This window comes from Ferrimonas lipolytica (genome assembly GCF_012295575.1).
In the GTDB taxonomy this organism is placed as follows: Bacteria; Pseudomonadota; Gammaproteobacteria; order Enterobacterales; family Shewanellaceae; genus Ferrimonas; species Ferrimonas lipolytica.
In genome coordinates this window covers 3,200,013-3,216,024 of sequence record NZ_CP051180.1, presented here as the reverse complement: position 1 = coordinate 3,216,024, position 16,012 = coordinate 3,200,013, and the positions used below count along the sequence as shown (strand labels likewise).

General features: G+C 49.1%; 13 protein-coding genes and 2 tRNA genes. 10 read left to right on the top strand and 5 right to left on the bottom strand.

What is annotated here, in order from left to right; all coding sequences use genetic code 11:
• Window positions 1–18: 18 nt before the first annotated feature.
• The 6 genes from HER31_RS14685 to HER31_RS14660 all read left to right on the top strand — a co-directional run bounded on the left by HER31_RS14685 (window position 19) and on the right by HER31_RS14660 (window position 5,856).
• The gene (locus tag HER31_RS14685) at window positions 19–636 is read left to right on the top strand and encodes a DMSO/selenate family reductase complex B subunit (RefSeq protein ID WP_168661603.1); all 618 of its coding nucleotides are present in this window, start codon (window positions 19–21) and stop codon (window positions 634–636) included.
• Window positions 637–708: 72 nt separating this feature from the next.
• Entirely contained in the window at window positions 709–1,329 is a 621-nt protein-coding gene (locus tag HER31_RS14680; protein ID WP_168661601.1) for a TorD/DmsD family molecular chaperone, read from the top strand.
• A gap of 51 nt (window positions 1,330–1,380) precedes the next feature.
• Window positions 1,381–2,154 carry a molybdate ABC transporter permease subunit gene (gene modB, locus HER31_RS14675; protein ID WP_420811003.1) on the top strand — a complete coding sequence of 258 codons (774 nt, stop codon included), beginning with the start codon at window positions 1,381–1,383 and terminating at the stop codon, window positions 2,152–2,154.
• Entirely contained in the window at window positions 2,151–2,963 is an 813-nt protein-coding gene (locus HER31_RS14670) for an ATP-binding cassette domain-containing protein (RefSeq protein WP_168661599.1), read from the top strand. The genes modB and HER31_RS14670 overlap by 4 nt, the downstream gene beginning before the upstream one ends.
• Window positions 2,964–3,253: 290 nt before the next feature.
• Window positions 3,254–5,140 (top strand): DUF294 nucleotidyltransferase-like domain-containing protein, encoded by a 1,887-nt coding sequence (locus HER31_RS14665; protein WP_168661596.1) that lies wholly within the window; start codon window positions 3,254–3,256, stop codon window positions 5,138–5,140.
• On the top strand, window positions 5,140–5,856 hold the full coding sequence (locus HER31_RS14660) for a 3'-5' exonuclease (protein ID WP_168663374.1): 717 nt from the start codon (window positions 5,140–5,142) through the stop codon (window positions 5,854–5,856). Before HER31_RS14665 ends, HER31_RS14660 begins: the two co-directional genes overlap by 1 nt.
• Window positions 5,857–6,061: 205 nt before the next feature.
• On the opposite strand, the gene HER31_RS14655 is transcribed toward HER31_RS14660, so the two are convergent.
• Complete coding sequence (locus tag HER31_RS14655) at window positions 6,062–7,639, bottom strand: BCCT family transporter (RefSeq protein ID WP_168661594.1); 1,578 nt, start codon at window positions 7,637–7,639, stop codon at window positions 6,062–6,064.
• A 220-nt stretch (window positions 7,640–7,859) separates the two neighbouring features.
• Between HER31_RS14655 and HER31_RS14650 the strand changes: the two genes are divergently transcribed.
• On the top strand, window positions 7,860–9,842 hold the full coding sequence (locus HER31_RS14650; protein ID WP_168661592.1) for a BCCT family transporter: 1,983 nt from the start codon (window positions 7,860–7,862) through the stop codon (window positions 9,840–9,842).
• 69 nt (window positions 9,843–9,911) lie between these two features.
• On the opposite strand, the gene HER31_RS14645 is transcribed toward HER31_RS14650, so the two are convergent.
• The gene (locus tag HER31_RS14645) at window positions 9,912–10,151 is read right to left on the bottom strand and encodes an accessory factor UbiK family protein (RefSeq protein ID WP_168661590.1); all 240 of its coding nucleotides are present in this window, start codon (window positions 10,149–10,151) and stop codon (window positions 9,912–9,914) included.
• Window positions 10,152–10,272: 121 nt separating this feature from the next.
• On the opposite strand from HER31_RS14645, the gene rep reads away from it, so the two are divergent.
• The 3 genes from rep to HER31_RS14630 all read left to right on the top strand — a co-directional run bounded on the left by rep (window position 10,273) and on the right by HER31_RS14630 (window position 12,631).
• Window positions 10,273–12,285, top strand: a complete 2,013-nt coding sequence (rep, locus tag HER31_RS14640) for a DNA helicase Rep (RefSeq protein WP_168661588.1) — start codon at window positions 10,273–10,275, stop codon at window positions 12,283–12,285.
• Between the two features lie 158 nt (window positions 12,286–12,443).
• A tRNA-Arg gene (locus HER31_RS14635) sits at window positions 12,444–12,520 on the top strand.
• 35 nt (window positions 12,521–12,555) lie between these two features.
• Window positions 12,556–12,631 (top strand) — tRNA-His (locus HER31_RS14630).
• Between the two features lie 153 nt (window positions 12,632–12,784).
• On the opposite strand, the gene HER31_RS14625 is transcribed toward HER31_RS14630, so the two are convergent.
• The 3 genes from HER31_RS14625 to HER31_RS14615 form a co-directional block, all read right to left on the bottom strand.
• Window positions 12,785–14,713 (bottom strand): bifunctional diguanylate cyclase/phosphodiesterase, encoded by a 1,929-nt coding sequence (locus tag HER31_RS14625; protein ID WP_168661586.1) that lies wholly within the window; start codon window positions 14,711–14,713, stop codon window positions 12,785–12,787.
• Window position 14,714: 1 nt separating this feature from the next.
• Window positions 14,715–15,338, bottom strand: a complete 624-nt coding sequence (locus HER31_RS14620) for a transglutaminase-like cysteine peptidase (RefSeq protein WP_168661584.1) — start codon at window positions 15,336–15,338, stop codon at window positions 14,715–14,717.
• Window positions 15,339–15,409: 71 nt separating this feature from the next.
• Window positions 15,410–16,003, bottom strand: coding sequence for an OmpA family protein (locus tag HER31_RS14615; RefSeq protein WP_168661582.1), 594 nt, complete (start codon window positions 16,001–16,003; stop codon window positions 15,410–15,412).
• Window positions 16,004–16,012: the final 9 nt, after the last annotated feature.

The window sequence follows — 16,012 nt, the reverse complement described above, 5'->3', positions numbered from 1 at the left end:
GTAAAAGGATATTAGAAAATGACTGATTCAACCCAATACGGTTTCTTCATTGATACGGCTAAATGCACCGGGTGTAAAACTTGCCATATCGCCTGTAAAGACCGAAAGGATTTACCACTAGGAATCAAGTGGCGTCGAGTTTATGAATTTGGTGGTGGTCAATGGACGGAAAATGAAAACGGAAGTTTCGACCAAGATGTATATAGTTACTACGTCTCTTTAGGTTGTAACCACTGTTCAAATCCCGTTTGTGTCAAGGCTTGCCCAACAGGAGCATGTTACAAACGCAGTCAAGATGGACTTGTACTAATTGACGATAGCGTATGTATTGGTTGTGAAAGCTGTTCTCGCGCTTGTCCATACGATGCCCCGCAAATTGATGCCGACCGAGGTGTAATGACTAAATGTGATGGTTGTTATGAGCGCTTGGCGGAAGGTAAACAACCTACATGTATCGAATCATGCCCATTACGAGCAATGGAGTTTGGGCCAATTGATGAGTTACGTGCAAAATATGGTGAAGCGGCGGACATTAATCCACTGCCATCGTCATCCACGACTAACCCTAACTTAGTTATCAAGGTTAATAGCCGTAATGACCCAAATGCTCAACACCTGAATGCATTTGAAGTATAATTTTTTGAGAAAATAAGAAAAATAAGGGTCGAATTCCGTAACAGTGGTCGACCCTTTTTGTTGAGAATTATTATGAATGAAATTGAGCTACTTCCTCTTGCCGCGGCTACTTCCGGTGTATTACACAACCTTTACTTTGCTAAGCCTACTGAAGCGTTTGTAAATCAATTTTCTGATGGCGAACTGCTTCAATCGTGGCCGCAATTTGGTGATGAGCAAGCCCATCGTTTGGCTATCAAACTGATAACTGATTCAATAGTGAACGACTCAGCATATGAGATTGAGCGTGACTATTACCAACTTTTTGTTGGCCCTGGCGCAATGACAGCTTATCCATGGGGGAGCGTCTACACCGACAAGGAAAACCTACTGTTTGGGGCTACTGCAGTTGCCTTCAAAGAGTTTTGCCAGCGTTATGGCATTGAGCTTACGCTTGATCATCATCAGCCGCTGGATCACATTGGCCTAGTTGTCGGTGTATTAGGCTCATTACTGCAAAATGAACAGCTGCAGGCGACAGATGAACTGCTGGTTGAGCACTTGATGCCATGGGCACCACGTTTACTTGAGTGCGTTAACGGCAACGCTAAGACAGGTTTTTATCGTGGTTTTGCCATGCTAACTGAGCAGATGTTGGCTCGATTAATGGCTGCCAGAGAACTCAACCCGAAAGAACTCACCCTCTACAAGTGACTACTTTGCAGGAGTGACTCACACTCTTGGGGTTAGTGATGTTATTGATGGATGCCATTGCGTATACGCTATGGCATCATTCAACCCCATTTGGGCGCATTTTTTCCCGACATTGTTAATGAGAGCATCGCTGCAAGCATGTTGAGTTCCTCCGATTTCGAAGCACTATTCCTCACCCTCAAACTGGCTGCGGTCAGTACTGCATTGTTGCTGCTGTTAACGCCTCCTTTGGCGTGGTGGTTGGCTCATAGCCGTGCTCGTTTTCGGCCGTTGGTTGAGGCGCTAGTGTCGTTACCACTGATCCTGCCGCCGACGGTATTGGGTTTTTATCTGCTGCTGCTGTTTTCACCGCTGTACGCACCGGGAGCCTTCTATCAAGAGCTAACCGGCTCTACGTTGGCATTCTCCTTTAGCGGTTTGATTATCGGTTCGATGATCTATTCCTTACCGTTTGTGGTGCAGCCGTTGCAATCAAGTTTTGCGACCTTAGGAAAAGGCGAACTAGAAGCCGCTTCCACCCTAGGCATGGGGGCAATTAAGCGTTTTCACCATGTGGTTTTCCCGATGACGCGTCACAGCTTTGTGTTGGCTGGGTTACTTGGGTTTGCCCATACCCTTGGCGAGTTTGGAGTGGTGTTGATGATTGGTGGCAACATTCCCGGCGAGACTCAGGTTATCGCTATTACCCTGTTTGAACACGTTGAGGCATTGGATTATGCCAGCGCCCACATTCTGGCTGGCGGCTTGCTGCTGATGTCGTTAACCATGTTGCTGTTTCTCTATGTTGGCATGGACCAGCGCCGCCGTAAGTGGGGCGCAGTATGAGCCTGCATATCGATCTGCACGGCCGCCTGGGTGACTTTGTATTTAACTTCGAACTGTCGCTCCCGCTGCAAGGAGCAATTGGGATCTTTGGCCCTTCTGGGGTCGGAAAAACCAGTATATTGCGCGCCATTTGTGGCCTTGAACGCGAGCTTGATGGCACTGTTGTGCTTGGCGATGATGTGCTGCAAGACAGCAACCACCGTTTGTTCGTTAAGGCGGAAAAACGTGGCATCGGCATGGTGTTTCAAGACAGCCGCTTGTTCCCGCACTTGACGGTGCGTAAGAACCTGCAACTGGCGCTAAATCAAACCAACAATCCTATCTTTGGCATTGATGAGTTGGCCCGCGAGTGTGATTTTGAAGTGCTACTGGATCAGCCTGCACCGTCGTTGTCTGCTGGGCAACGGCAGCGGGTTGCCATTGCTCGGGCGCTCATTGCGGCGCCGCGTCTATTGCTGATGGATGAGCCGTTAGCCGCATTGGATGTAGATTCACGGCAACGAATCCTCGATTTTTTACATCGGGTAAGTCAGCGGTTGCCAATTATCTTTATCAGTCACTCTGTCGCCGAAACCTTATCGTTATGTGACCCTATTGTGGTGATGGCGCCAGGGCGAGTTGAGGCAGTAGGTAATGCACAGCAGGTTGATCACCTCCTACCTCGTCGTCGCGGTACCGGTACCGTGGTTAACTTTGATGCTGAGCGTGGTGAGGTAACACTACGATTGGATGAGTTCGCCCCTGACTTCACCCTAGAGCAAGTCGTGGGTCTAGTGAGTGAACCAAACTGGTTAAGAGGGCGAGAATAACAGCTAGTGCATAGGTGCAGATTACTATGGTGACTGCGCCCGTGCAGTCGAGGTTACCGCTGATGATCTAACCTAGGTTGGTTGCCACCTGCTTATTCAGCCAGTAAGAAGTTCGTCGCAATGCCTTTCTCAGCGGCACCATTGTTCGCTTAGCTTATCAAAAAATATCCTTGTTCTACTGACGTTTACCATGAGCACAATAGACGAGTTGTGGTTGGCTGAAACTCCGGCTCAGATCCCATATACTGTGGTTAATCTACTTCCGCAACATCACCCATATCGAGCGCATAATGGACGTCGAGTTACTCGAAATTCGCAACTTCATCCGCCAACACCCGCCGTTTGAGCAACTGCCTGAGGAAGCGCTTACAGAAGTCTCTCAGAGTGTAGAGATCTCTTACTATCGTGCGGACAGCATGATTATTGAGTTCGCAGATAAGATCCACGACCTGTTTATGATCCGCAGTGGGGTGGTTGAGATCTACCGTCGTAATGGCGAACTCTATAACCGCATCGATCAGGGTGAAATCTTTGGCCAGATGGGATTGTTGACCAACAACAAGGTGCGCTTTCCTGCTAAGGCGGTAAAGGACACGCTGTTGTACTGCATTCCTGAAGCGATTTTCGAGGACTTTTGCGAACGCTATGAAGGCTTTGCTGAATTTGTCGAAGTTGAGGGCAGTGTGCGGCTGCAGCAAGCGGTTGAGGAGAATAGTGATGACGCTAATTCACTGACAACCTCCAAGGTCAAAACGCTGCTCAGTGGTGCTCCAGTGATGTTGCCTATCACTACCACGATTCAGAACGTGGCCCAGATCATGTCTGATGAAAACGTATCGGCGGCAATCATCAACGATCCCAGTGTCGCAGACGAGCGGGGTAACAGCTTTGTTGGTCTCATTACTGAGCGCGATCTTTGCACCAAGGTTATTGCCCAAGGCATCGATGTGAATACCGAGGTGGCCGAGGTGATGTCGACTGAGCTTATCTCGTTGGATCACAACGCCTACATCTTTGAAGCGATGCTACTGATGCTGCGCTATAACGTACACCACCTGCCAATCCTCAAAAACAAGCAGCCAATCGGCATGATTGAGGTCAGTGACATTATTCGCTATGAATCGCAAAACAGTCTATTGATTGTTAGCAGCATCTTTCAGCAAAACAGTGTTGAAGATTTGGTTGTGCTTTCTAGCCAGATCAAAGATTGCTTCGTACGGATGATTAATGAGGACGCCAATTCACATATGGTGGGGCGGGCGATGTCGGAGATTGGTCGCAGCTTTAAGCAGCGCTTACTGGAGCTAGCGGAGGAAAAATTGGGGCCACCACCGGTACCTTATTGTTTCTTGGCTTTGGGGTCGATGGCTCGTGATGAACAGTTAATTGTAACTGATCAGGACAACGCCATTATCCTTGATAACGACTATCAAGAGTCGTTGCACGGTGCCTACTTTAGTGAGTTGGCTCGTTACGTTTGTGATGGCCTCGCGGCCTGTGGTTACACTTACTGTAGCGGTGACATCATGGCCACTAATCCAGAATATCGTCAGACTCAATCTCAGTGGGAGGCGTTGTTCTCGGACTGGATTGAAAACCCCAACCCAAAGGCGCTGTTGAACAGCTCTATCTTCTTTGACCTGTATGGTGTCTATGGTCGCCCCAAGTGGGCTGAGCAGCTTAATGCCTTTATCTTGCGCAAGGCCAAAAAGAACAATCGATTCCTCGCCTGTTTGGCTAGGAATGCATTGAACCGCACGCCGCCATTAGGGTTCTTTAAAGACTTTGTGATGGAGCAAGATGGTCAGCACAACAACTCGATCAACCTAAAACGGCGGGGAACAGCGCCGCTGGCGGATCTGATCCGAGTGCATGCGTTGGCTATTGGCTCGCAATCGCAAAACTCATTTGACCGGTTGGAAGATATTATTGAAGCGGGGATTTTACCGCCATCCAAGGGCAAGGATCTTCAGCATGCAATGGAGTTTATCTCACTGGTGCGGATCCGCCACCAAGCGCTCGATATCGAGGCGGAGCAAGAGCCGGATAACAATATCGAGCCGGAAAATATGTCTGACTTTGAACGTCGCAACCTCAAGGATGCATTTTTGGTATTAAGTCGTGCTCAGAACTTCTTAAAGTTTCGCTACAGTGCCAATAGTATGCAGGGGAAATGATGCAGAATTTCACCAATCAAGAGGTATTAAACTGGCAAGCGTTTATGCAGGTTAAAGCACAGGCTTGCAAAGACAGTCGGTTAACTAATTTTTATAGTACCGGTGCCTACCATGGTGAAACTAAGCTCAAAGATATCGATTTCGTCGCCTTGGACTTTGAGACCACAGGTTTGGACGCTAATAAAAATAGCATCATTAGTATCGGCCTAGTGCCATTTACCTTGCAGCGTATTGCCTGCCGACAGGCTAAGCATTGGTTCGTCGCCCCGAAAGATAAGCTGCATGAGGACTCCATTATTATTCATGGTATTACTCATTCTGATTTGAAAGGAGCGCCGGATCTGTTGCGAATTTTAGAGCAGCTTTTGGATGAGTTGGCCGGCAAGATTGTGGTGGTGCATTATCGGCGGATTGAGCGTGATTTCTTTGATGCAGCGCTGCGTACGCTGATTAATGAAGGCATTGTTTTTCCTATCGTTGATACCATGCAGATTGAAGCAGATATCGAACAAGAACGACCAAGAAGTTTTTGGAATTGGCTTAAGAATACTCGCCCAATTTCAATTCGACTCGCCAGTAGTCGCAGTCGTTATAATTTACCCAATTACCCCCCGCACGATGCACTCACCGATGCTATTGCTACGGCAGAGTTGTTACAAGCGCAAATTCATCATCACTTTAGTCCAGACACACCAATTAAGAAGTTGTGGCTATAATTATTCGAAGTTTATTCTCGGGTCGTTCATTAACTTGATTTTCAAGTCACTATCGACTTGAAAATAATTGCGCTGCCTTGGTTTATCTCTGTACAGCACAATGAAATTTGCGCTGATATTTTTTGCTTAACGACAAAAAACCGAGTGCTGCAATATTTAATAATATGCATCACTCGGCTTCGATTAATCGCTAATTAATGGGTTATCAACGAATGCGTTTCTCGGTTCTTAGTCCCATCAGCAAGCTGACACACATTACCAATAACACAACGGTAAATGGTAGGGCGGTAGAGATCGCACCGGCTTGCAACGCTTCGATAGCCTTGGTGCCGCCAACCCATACCAGTCCTGCTGCAATAGCGCCTTCAATGAAGGCCCAGAATATCCGCTGGATCATTGGTGCATCGACTTTGCCACCGGAGGTGATGCTATCGATAACCAGTGAGCCAGAGTCAGAGGAGGTAACAAAGAATACCAGTACCAATACTACAGCCAACAGCGATAAGAAGTTACCGAATGGCAAGGCGTCGAACATCTGGAACATCGCCAGTGGTACATCGGTTAACCCCTGTTGGCCTAAAGTACCAATCTTATTAACCACCTGGTCAATCGCAATACCGCCAAATACAGACATCCATAGGATGGTAACAGCAGTAGGCACCAGCAGTACTGCGGTCATGAACTCACGGATAGTGCGACCACGGGAGATACGAGCGATGAACATGCCAACGAATGGGGACCATGAGATCCACCAAGCCCAGTAGAATACAGTCCAACCGTGCATCCAGGCTTCGTCTTCGCGACCTGACGGGTTACTCAGTGGAATAATGTTCTCGATGTAGCCCATAACAGTCGTTGGAATAGTACCCATGGAAACCGCAAAGGAGACTAGTGCGACAAAGACCATTAACGCAACGGCCATCAGCATGTTGATGTTACTGATAACCTTTACGCCACCGTGGATCCCACGCATTACCGAAATCACCGCCAGTAGTGTAACCGCAAAGATGATGGCGATCTGCATGCCTAAGCCACTGTCGGTGCCAAACACGTGGCCAAAACCACTTGCAGCTTGTTGTGCACCTAACCCCAACGAGGTCGCCAGACCAAACAGGGTTGCGATTACTGCGAGGATATCGACTAAGTGACCAGGCCAGCCCCAGGTGCGATCGCCCAAGATTGGGTAGAACACTGAACGCATGGAAAGCGGTAAGCCTTTGTTGTAGGCGAAGAAGGCGAGTGATAGCGACACCACGCCGTAGATTGCCCATGGGTGTAATCCCCAGTGGAACATGGTGGCACCAAGAGCCATTCTGGCTGCTTCAGGTGTATTAGCAGCAACGTTTAATGGGGTTTCATACCAGCCGGTAAAGTAGGCCACGGGCTCAGCCACCGCCCAAAACATCAGGCCAATGCCCATGCCAGCAGCAAACAGCATTGCCACCCAAGATTTTACCGAATAATCGCTTTTGGCTTCGTCGCCACCCAAACGGATTTTTCCGAATGGGGAAACAATCATGGCTAGACAGAACAATACAAAAATATTGGCAGACCACATAAACAGACCATCAAAGGCACCGATGATCTTCCATTTTATGCCATCTAATACTGATTTTGATGTTTCAGGATCGACCAGCAATATGGCGACAAGGAATACTCCAATTAATGACGCGCTAATTCCAAAAACCGGGTTGTGGACGTCGAAACCCCATTTTTGAATGTTATCTTGACCGATTGTATAATCGGTATTGTCGATACTGTATTTATCTTTTCTATTATTCATCTAAACTCATTTTGAATAAACTTCAATCGGCATATGAACTTATATTTTACTTTATTCGGTAATATTTTGCAGCAGAACAGTGCAACTATTGTTCTGATACTGTTACCATTCCGGCTAAGTTTCGACCTCGTCAAAGCAAATTCAACTACTTATCTATGGAAAAGTAGTGAGTTGGTTATTGCACATTATGAGGCTCGTGTAGTTAAACTTTGGAGGATCTATGAGTGATGCGCCAGCATCTCCCCTTAAGAAACAAACGTTAAACCTTCCCGTTTTTGGCGGTGCCACCGCCCTCATCTTAGCCATCGTAGGATACGCGGCGCTCTTCCCTGAAACGGCAGCTAGCCAAGTTACAGATCTTCAAAACAGTATTATTACCAATGCCGGCTGGTTCTATGTGTTAGCTGTGGCATTGATATTGATGTTGGTAGCCTTCCTCGGCTTATCTCGTTACGGCGAAATCAAGCTTGGCCCGGATCACGCCGATCCGGATTTTAGCTATGGCTCTTGGTTTGCCATGCTTTTCTCTGCTGGGATGGGCATCGGTTTGATGTTCTTCGGTGTCGCAGAGCCGGTGATGCACTTTATGTCGCCACCTGTTGGTGAGGCGGGAACAGTAGAAGCTGCTCGCGAAGCGATGAAGCTCACTTTCTTTCACTGGGGTCTGCATGCTTGGGCAATCTACGCGATTGTGGCATTGATCTTAGCCTTCTTTAGTTATCGCCACGGTTTGCCGCTAACCCTCCGCTCTGCGCTATATCCATTGATAGGGGAACGCATCTACGGCTGGCCGGGGCATGCGGTTGATATCTTCGCTATTTTGGGTACCGTTTTTGGGGTGGCAACCTCGTTAGGTTACGGCGTGCTGCAGGTTAACTCCGGCCTTAACTACCTATTTGGTATTGAGGTGAGCTCGTCGGTACAGGTGATGCTGATTATCGGCATTACCGCTTTGGCGACCCTGTCAGTGATGTCTGGTTTGGACAAAGGCATTCGCCGTTTGTCTGAATTGAATCTTGGCTTGGCAATTATCTTGATGCTACTGATCCTGGTGATTGGGCCAACGGTGTTGTTGCTGCAATCCTATGTGCAGAATATCGGTGGTTACCTGTCCGATATCGTTGAAAAGACCTTTAACCTTTATGCCTACGAGCCAAAAAGCTGGTTAGGTGGTTGGACCTTGTTGTACTGGGGTTGGTGGATGTCTTGGTCCCCATTCGTTGGCATGTTTATCGCTCGGATTTCCCGTGGCCGTACCATTCGTCAGTTTGTTTCTGGGGTTCTATTTGTTCCTGCCGGCTTTACGATGGCGTGGATGACGGTGTTTGGTAATACCGCTATCGATATGATTCTTAACCAAGGTTTGAATCAGGTTGCTGAGGTGATCACCAATGATTCGTCATTGGCACTGTTTGTGTTCCTAGAGCAGTTCCCAATGTCCACTGTGTTGTCGATGATTGCCATGCTAATGGTGGTGGTGTTCTTCGTTACGTCGGCGGACTCAGGCTCAATGGTGGTTGATATGCTGGCGTCTGGCGGTAACGATAAAACCCCGGTATGGCAGCGGATCTACTGGGCCGGCTCGATTGGCTTAGTTGCGGTAGTACTGTTGATGGCAGGCGGTCTAACTGCGCTGCAAACCGCAACCATTGCCAGCGCCCTGCCGTTCTCGATTGTGCTGTTAACGGCGAGCTGGGGACTACTCAAAGCGTTGCAGGTGGACGTACAGAAGAAAGACAGTCTGTCGCAAACCAACTTAGCTCCGCGCGTTACCCGTAACCCGGTAGCTTGGGATCGTCGCTTGCGCAACATGATGCAGTTCTCGCGCCGTGGTCATGTAAATCGCTTTATCGATGAAACCGTTATTGGTGCAATGGAGTTGGTTGCCACTGAGCTACGTAAGCAGAGCGTTATCGTTGAAGTGGAGCTGGATGCAGAGCAGCATCGTATCGCCTTGCGAGTTGAGCTGGGTGACGAGCATGACTTTGAATATCAAGTTCGACCGCAAGCATACTCCCGTCCGGCATTTACTATGAATGATAATGAGGATGATGATGACAGTAAGTATTTCCGTGCTGAGGTTCACCTAACCGAAGGCGGGCAAGACTACGACATCATGGGTTGGAGTCGGGAACAGGTTCTTGGTGATATTCTTGATCAATATGAGAAGCATCTGCACTTCTTACACTTAGTGCGTGAGTAGACTCGCTTAAGTAAGCCATAAAAAACGGCGCCCCTTGGGGCGCCGTTTTTGTTACTGCTTGAGCAGGCCTTACTTATCTTCGAGCTGGCTCAAGCGTGCTTCAAGCTGTTCAACCATGGCACGAGTCTTGGCCAGTACTGCGGTTTGGCGGTCAAACTCTTCCCGTGAAACCAAATCCAATTTCATTAGTTGGCTTTGCAGGACGGTACGAGCTTTTTGTTCAAACTCATCAGCGCCTGCCTTAAGGCCCGGTGGTAAGTTATCTGCCAGTTGGCGTGCCAGTTGTTCTAGCTTTTGTGGAGGTAGCATCAGTCCGTCCTTTGTGTGATTTTTGATTATAGTATCAAGTTAGTGAACCGAATAGGACGTGCGTTAGAGCAGATTTTGGTTAAAATGCGCCTCCTTCAGTGGTAATCAGTTAGGAATCTCGATGAAACTTAATCCCGCCCAAGAGCAAGCGGTTACATACGTCTCTGGCCCCTGCCTTGTGTTGGCCGGTGCGGGCAGTGGCAAAACCCGAGTGATCATCAACAAGATTGCCTACCTCATTAAGAAGTGTGATTACCAAGCTCGGCATATTGCGGCGGTCACCTTTACCAACAAAGCGGCTCGAGAGATGCGTGAACGTATCGCTCAGAGCTTAGGGAAAGGAGAAGCACGTGGGTTGCGGATCTCGACTTTCCACACCTTGGGCCTCGATATTATTCGTCGTGAGCACAAGATCCTTGGCCTCAAGCCGGGCTTTTCGTTGTTTGATGATCAAGACAGTCTCGCGCTGCTCAAAGAGCTGACTGAAGATGAGTACGATGGTGATAAGGATCTGTTGCAACAGCTTATCCGTCGCATCAGTGATTGGAAGAATGATCTGATCACCCCAGATAAAGCCATTGGCCTAGCGCAGGATCCCGCTGAGCGAGAACAGGCAGAGCTGTACGGTCGCTATCGCGAACATATGATCGCTTATAACGCCTTGGATTTTGATGACTTAATCATGCTGCCAACGCTGCTGTTTGCCACCAATCAAGAGGTGCGTGAACGCTGGCAAAATCGTATTCGCTATTTGTTAGTGGATGAGTATCAAGACACCAACACCAGTCAGTATCAATTGGTAAAACTGTTGGTTGGTGAGCGTGCGCGTTTTACCGTAGTAGGGGATGACGATCAGTCTATCTACTCTTGGCGTGGCGCCAAACCACAGAACTTGGTGCTGCTGGGCAAGGACTTTCCGCAGCTGCAATTGATTAAGCTGGAAGAGAATTACCGCTCCAGCGGCCGTATTCTGAAGGCGGCGAATATCTTGATTGCCAATAACCCGCACGTCTATGACAAAACCCTGCGCTCTAATCTGAGCTATGGCGAGTCGATTAAGGTGATCAGCGCTAACAACGACGAACATGAAGCTGAGCGGGTTGTTGCGACCTTAATCCGTCACAAGTTTATGAATCACGCCAAGTATAAAGATTACGCCATCTTGTACCGCGGGAACCACCAGTCACGCTTGTTTGAAAAGGCGTTGATGACCAACCGTATCCCTTACAAGATTTCCGGTGGCACCAGCTTCTTCTCCCGCGCTGAGATTAAAGACATCATGGCCTACCTGCGGGTATTGGTGAACCCTGAAGATGACAACGCCTTCTTGCGGATCTGTAACGTGCCAAAGCGTGGCATGGGACCGGCCACGTTGGAAAAGGTCGGTCATCTGGCGAATCGCAAGAACATAAGCATGTTCGCCGCATGTTTTGATAGTGAAATAGAACAGCGGCTACCACCGCAAGCGGCAGAGACGGCAATGGTGTTTGCCCGTTGGTTGGTTGAGCTAGGCGATCGTGCCGAGCGCGGCGATACCATTGCCGCGCTGCGTGATTTGGTGCGGGAGATCAACTATGAAGATTTCCTGTACGACACCTCGCCAAGCCCGAAAGCGGCAGAGATGCGGATGAAAAACGTCTCTGAGCTGTATAAATGGATCACCGCGATGGTCGAAGGGGACGAGCTGGAAGATCCGATGACTCTGAAAGAGGTGGTTACTCGCCTAACGTTGCGCGACATGATGGAGCGTAATAATGAGGATGAGGAACTGGACCAGGTACAGATGATGACGCTGCATGCCTCCAAAGGACTCGAGTTTCCTTATGTGTTTCTCGTTGGCGCCGAAGAGGGTTTATTGCCACATCAATCCAGTTTGGATGAGGGCAACGTCGAGGAGGAGCGTCGTCTTGCCTACGTTGGCATCACTCGTGCTCAGCAGGAGCTGATGTTTACCCTATGTAAGGAACGACGCCAGTATGGTGAGTTGAATCGCTGTGAACCGAGCCGATTCTTGCTGGAATTACCGCAAGATGATCTCGAATGGGAGGAGCGAAAAGCACCACCAACGGCACAGGAACGTAATACCAAAGGCAAAACCAACATCGCTGCATTACGAGCAATGCTAAATAAATAATGTTGATTGTATTAATTGTGTGCGGTCGATAGGGGGAATACTACGGTTATTGGTGATAGAGTGTCCGTCTTAGCTAAAAAAACGGCAACCGAACAAGTTATCGTGTTTTTACATAGACGCTGAGGGTCGGAATAAGTATTATAGCGGCCGTCAAGGAAGCGCCCATAGCTCAGCTGGATAGAGCGCACCCCTCCGGAGGGTGAGGCCGGGGGTTCGAATCCCTCTGGGCGCGCCATTTGCTCAGGCATTCGGTAGACAAAAAATACAGTGGTGGCTATAGCTCAGTTGGTAGAGTCCCGGATTGTGATTCCGGTTGTCGCGGGTTCAAGTCCCGTTAGCCACCCCACTATTCAGAAAAAGCCGCTCTTTTAGAGCGGCTTTTTCGCATCTGCAGTTCAACAAATTCGCCAGCTTCAGCTGCCGTTTGAAGTTGACGAAAAACAAAGCCGCTGATATCTCAGCGGCTTTGTTGTATCTGCAGTAGTGCGCTTCTCTATAGTTACTCGGTAACTAGCGCTACTGGCTTGGCTTCATTGACACGCTTTGGTGGCTGAATAAAGCCTTGATAGCCGGTGAGTGAGAACTGTTCGAATGGGGTAAGTTGCCGTTGCTCTTGCACCCCAGCCAGATAAACGTCGATCTGTAATCCTTGTGCCGTTAGGCAGAGAGCCCGACATAACTGAGTGGTTTGCTCACTGGTGTCTCCGGCAAAGGCGTGATCGAGACGAACAAAGTCTGGGGCCAACTTCTGAAGGTAATCTAACGACGCTAGCTCACGGCCAAAGTGATCAACCCCCAGTGGGCAATGCACGGCGGCCAGTTGCTGTCGTAGGGTGAGTAGATCGTCGCTTAAATCGACCGCCAGTAACTCGCTCACCTCAAACTGCAACTTCGTTTTAGTCTGCTTGATGTGCTCAATCAGCCACAGTCGGAACGAGGTGTTATTTACCGCTGCTGCGGTGAGGTTAATCGACAGTCGCTGGTCACTAGAGGTGAGTGCCTCATTGGCGGTAACGGTTTCAATGAGGGCGCGATCGAAGGCTTCGCCTTTGTTGATCATATTGAGATATGGCAAGAATTGACCAGCGTGGTACTCATTACCCTCATAGTTAAGGCGACCAAACAGTTCCCACTGGACTGGCTTGTGCGACTGCCAATCGAGTACCGGTTGACGGTAGAGTTCGATATGCTGGCGCAGATCGCCATTGAGCATGGTGCGCCACTGCTCGATGCTCAGCGGTTGGCTAGCGAGTTGGGCAAACCACTTTAGTTGCTGTTCGCTTTGCTGCGCTTGGCGCATGGCATGATCTGACTCAGATAAGATCTGTTGTACCTGGTGTTGTGGTGTTCGTGAAACAGCGCCCATGGCACAGATAGGTGGGTCCATCAGACCACAGCTTTGTTCGAAGCGTTGCAGGATTACCTGCAGTTGCTCGGTGGTTTTATGCTGCTGGGTGGAGTCGACTCCCTCAACCAAGATCAACAACTCATTAGCACTAATGCGACTTGAGATAACATTCTGTGGCAACGCTTGCAGCTGCTGCCCCAAACGACCTATCAACTCATCACGCAGTTGGTAGCCAAATTGCTCACGTACTTGTTCAAGTAACGGTAACTGCACCATTACTACACACCCATCGGCTGGTTCGTGCAGCCATGATTTGAGGCGGCCAATCATGTAGCTTCGATTCGGTAGGCCAGACACAGCATCGGTCAGCAGTGACTTCTGTAATGTATTCACGTGCTCTTTATGCGCCTCAAATTGCAGTTTCAACTGCGCTTCCATCGTATTGATGCTGCGTACCAGTAGCGCGAGCTCAATGGTTTTAGGCTCTGCCATTGGGGTGGAAAACTGCTTTTGAGCAACGTTCTCAGCACGTTGCTGTACGTGTTGCAGCGGCTTCAGTAGTTGACGAAGCCACCACTTAACTACCGTTAGCATCAGCACCAACATCAGTGCTGTAATAAACAGTGAGGTGACGAAACTTTGCCAGATCTGACGATAGCCATAGCCTGGGTGCGAGACAATCTCAATCTCACCCAACTGCAACCAACCGCTGACAATAGTGGTTGTTTTAGCTTGCTCTTCAAACAGCGGCAGTCGGTAGAACCACGCCGGGATATAGGCATCAGTGCGGTTGTTAACCCAGGTTTGTTGACTGCCGTCCGCGAGCCACTTCAATGTGATGCTTTGGTACAAGCCACCATCAAACATGGCGGTGATCAGCGTCTCTGCCGCGACTTTATCCGCTTGTTCCATCGATGGTTGCAGCATCAATGATAACGCTTGGCTGCTGTTATCCAGTTCAGATTGCATTTGTTGGTAGAGGAAACCGCGAGTTTCGTTCAACTGACCCGTGCTTAATCCTGCTACTACTAAGAGGAAAACGGTAAACACAAAGGTGGATAGTTGTTTATAAAGCGTCATGTCACGATCCCTTGAGATAAGACGGAAGATTCATGGTTCCGTCCATTCGACGGCGATTGAATTGAGTCCATTGAGTTAGTGCTGGTCTATCAGTAAGTTGCTGACTGCCCGCGGCACCATCGAGCCACAACTTGTCACCGGAGAAACTAAAGATCGGTTTAAGATCAGGTCGCTTACTCGCCTTGGTGATATTGCCATTGATGTTATCCAGCAGTAACGGTTCGCTCGCTGGGGTGGGGTAATACGCCACCACCATATGAAATTGGTTCAACTGAACCGCTTTTACGTACACCAGCCGAAGGCTCTCGGTAGGAAAGCCGAGCATCTGTAAGGTGATGTATTTTGCTAGAGCAAAGTCTTCACAGTCGCCATTGGCGATGCCGATAAACTCCATTGGCGTGGCCCAATAGTTCTTTTTATTCCAGATATCGATGTCGTTGCCGAAGCGAAACTGATTAAAGAAGTTGTTGACTGCTGTTGCCTGATCTAGCGGTAAGTTCTGCTGTTGTTGCTCGAGTAGATTGCGCCAAGCGCGGTAACGCAGAGCAGCTTGGTCGCCATAATTGAAGACCAATTGCTCTTGTTGCCGCGCTTGCATCTCTGGTGGCGCGCTCGTACCAGCCATAACTGACAGCGACAATGCCGCAAGGATTGCAAGCTTGGTAATACTACGCCTCAAGCATTAGTTATCGGCGCTTAACGGCCAACACTCCATACGGTCCAGCGCATAGCGGCGGTGCTTTCCTTGGTTGCCATCTCGGCGACTACTCGGCGATTACGACTGTGTGCTAAAGCGTCGTCGTTGGTGTCGATAGGGCGATCAAAACCATAACCAACCGCAGTAACACGCTCGGCGTCAATGCCAAACTGAGTAATCAAAACTTGCCGTACCGCATTCGCTCGGCGTTGGGACAGCTGCAGATTATAGTTAGCGCTGCCTACCTTGCTGCTATGACCTTCGATGGTGACGATACTGCCTGGATACTGTTGCAGGAACTCGGCAACAGATTCGATCTCTGGATAGTAGCGACTGTTGATCTCATTGCTGTCGTTAGGGAACAACACCTTGAGGTTACGTCGAGCGGTAAATTGGTCGACAGCACCGCAGCCAACGTTATCGACATTGGCACCGGTAAGGGTATCAATACAGTTTTCACGGGCAGAGATAACGCCGTCGTGGTCGTGATCTTGTAAGTCATGCTGTTGGGTTGTGTTTTCCCAGTCTACCAGTGGCTCTGAAGCGCAGCCGCTAAGCAGTGAAAAAGCGACAACCAAGAGTAATTTATTCATGGTCAGTTC

Coding starts and splice junctions, on each gene's coding strand:
- modB (WP_420811003.1), top strand. CDS start 1,381: ATGCCATTGCGTATACGCTATGGCATCATTCAACCCCATTTGGGCGCA.
- HER31_RS14620 (WP_168661584.1), bottom strand. CDS start 15,338: ATGGCTGGTACGAGCGCGCCACCAGAGATGCAAGCGCGGCAACAAGAG.
- HER31_RS14615 (WP_168661582.1), bottom strand. CDS start 16,003: ATGAATAAATTACTCTTGGTTGTCGCTTTTTCACTGCTTAGCGGCTGC.
- HER31_RS14625 (WP_168661586.1), bottom strand. CDS start 14,713: ATGACGCTTTATAAACAACTATCCACCTTTGTGTTTACCGTTTTCCTC.
- HER31_RS14650 (WP_168661592.1), top strand. CDS start 7,860: ATGAGTGATGCGCCAGCATCTCCCCTTAAGAAACAAACGTTAAACCTT.
- HER31_RS14645 (WP_168661590.1), bottom strand. CDS start 10,151: ATGCTACCTCCACAAAAGCTAGAACAACTGGCACGCCAACTGGCAGAT.
- HER31_RS14670 (WP_168661599.1), top strand. CDS start 2,151: ATGAGCCTGCATATCGATCTGCACGGCCGCCTGGGTGACTTTGTATTT.
- HER31_RS14665 (WP_168661596.1), top strand. CDS start 3,254: ATGGACGTCGAGTTACTCGAAATTCGCAACTTCATCCGCCAACACCCG.
- HER31_RS14655 (WP_168661594.1), bottom strand. CDS start 7,639: ATGAATAATAGAAAAGATAAATACAGTATCGACAATACCGATTATACA.
- HER31_RS14685 (WP_168661603.1), top strand. CDS start 19: ATGACTGATTCAACCCAATACGGTTTCTTCATTGATACGGCTAAATGC.
- HER31_RS14660 (WP_168663374.1), top strand. CDS start 5,140: ATGCAGAATTTCACCAATCAAGAGGTATTAAACTGGCAAGCGTTTATG.
- HER31_RS14680 (WP_168661601.1), top strand. CDS start 709: ATGAATGAAATTGAGCTACTTCCTCTTGCCGCGGCTACTTCCGGTGTA.
- rep (WP_168661588.1), top strand. CDS start 10,273: ATGAAACTTAATCCCGCCCAAGAGCAAGCGGTTACATACGTCTCTGGC.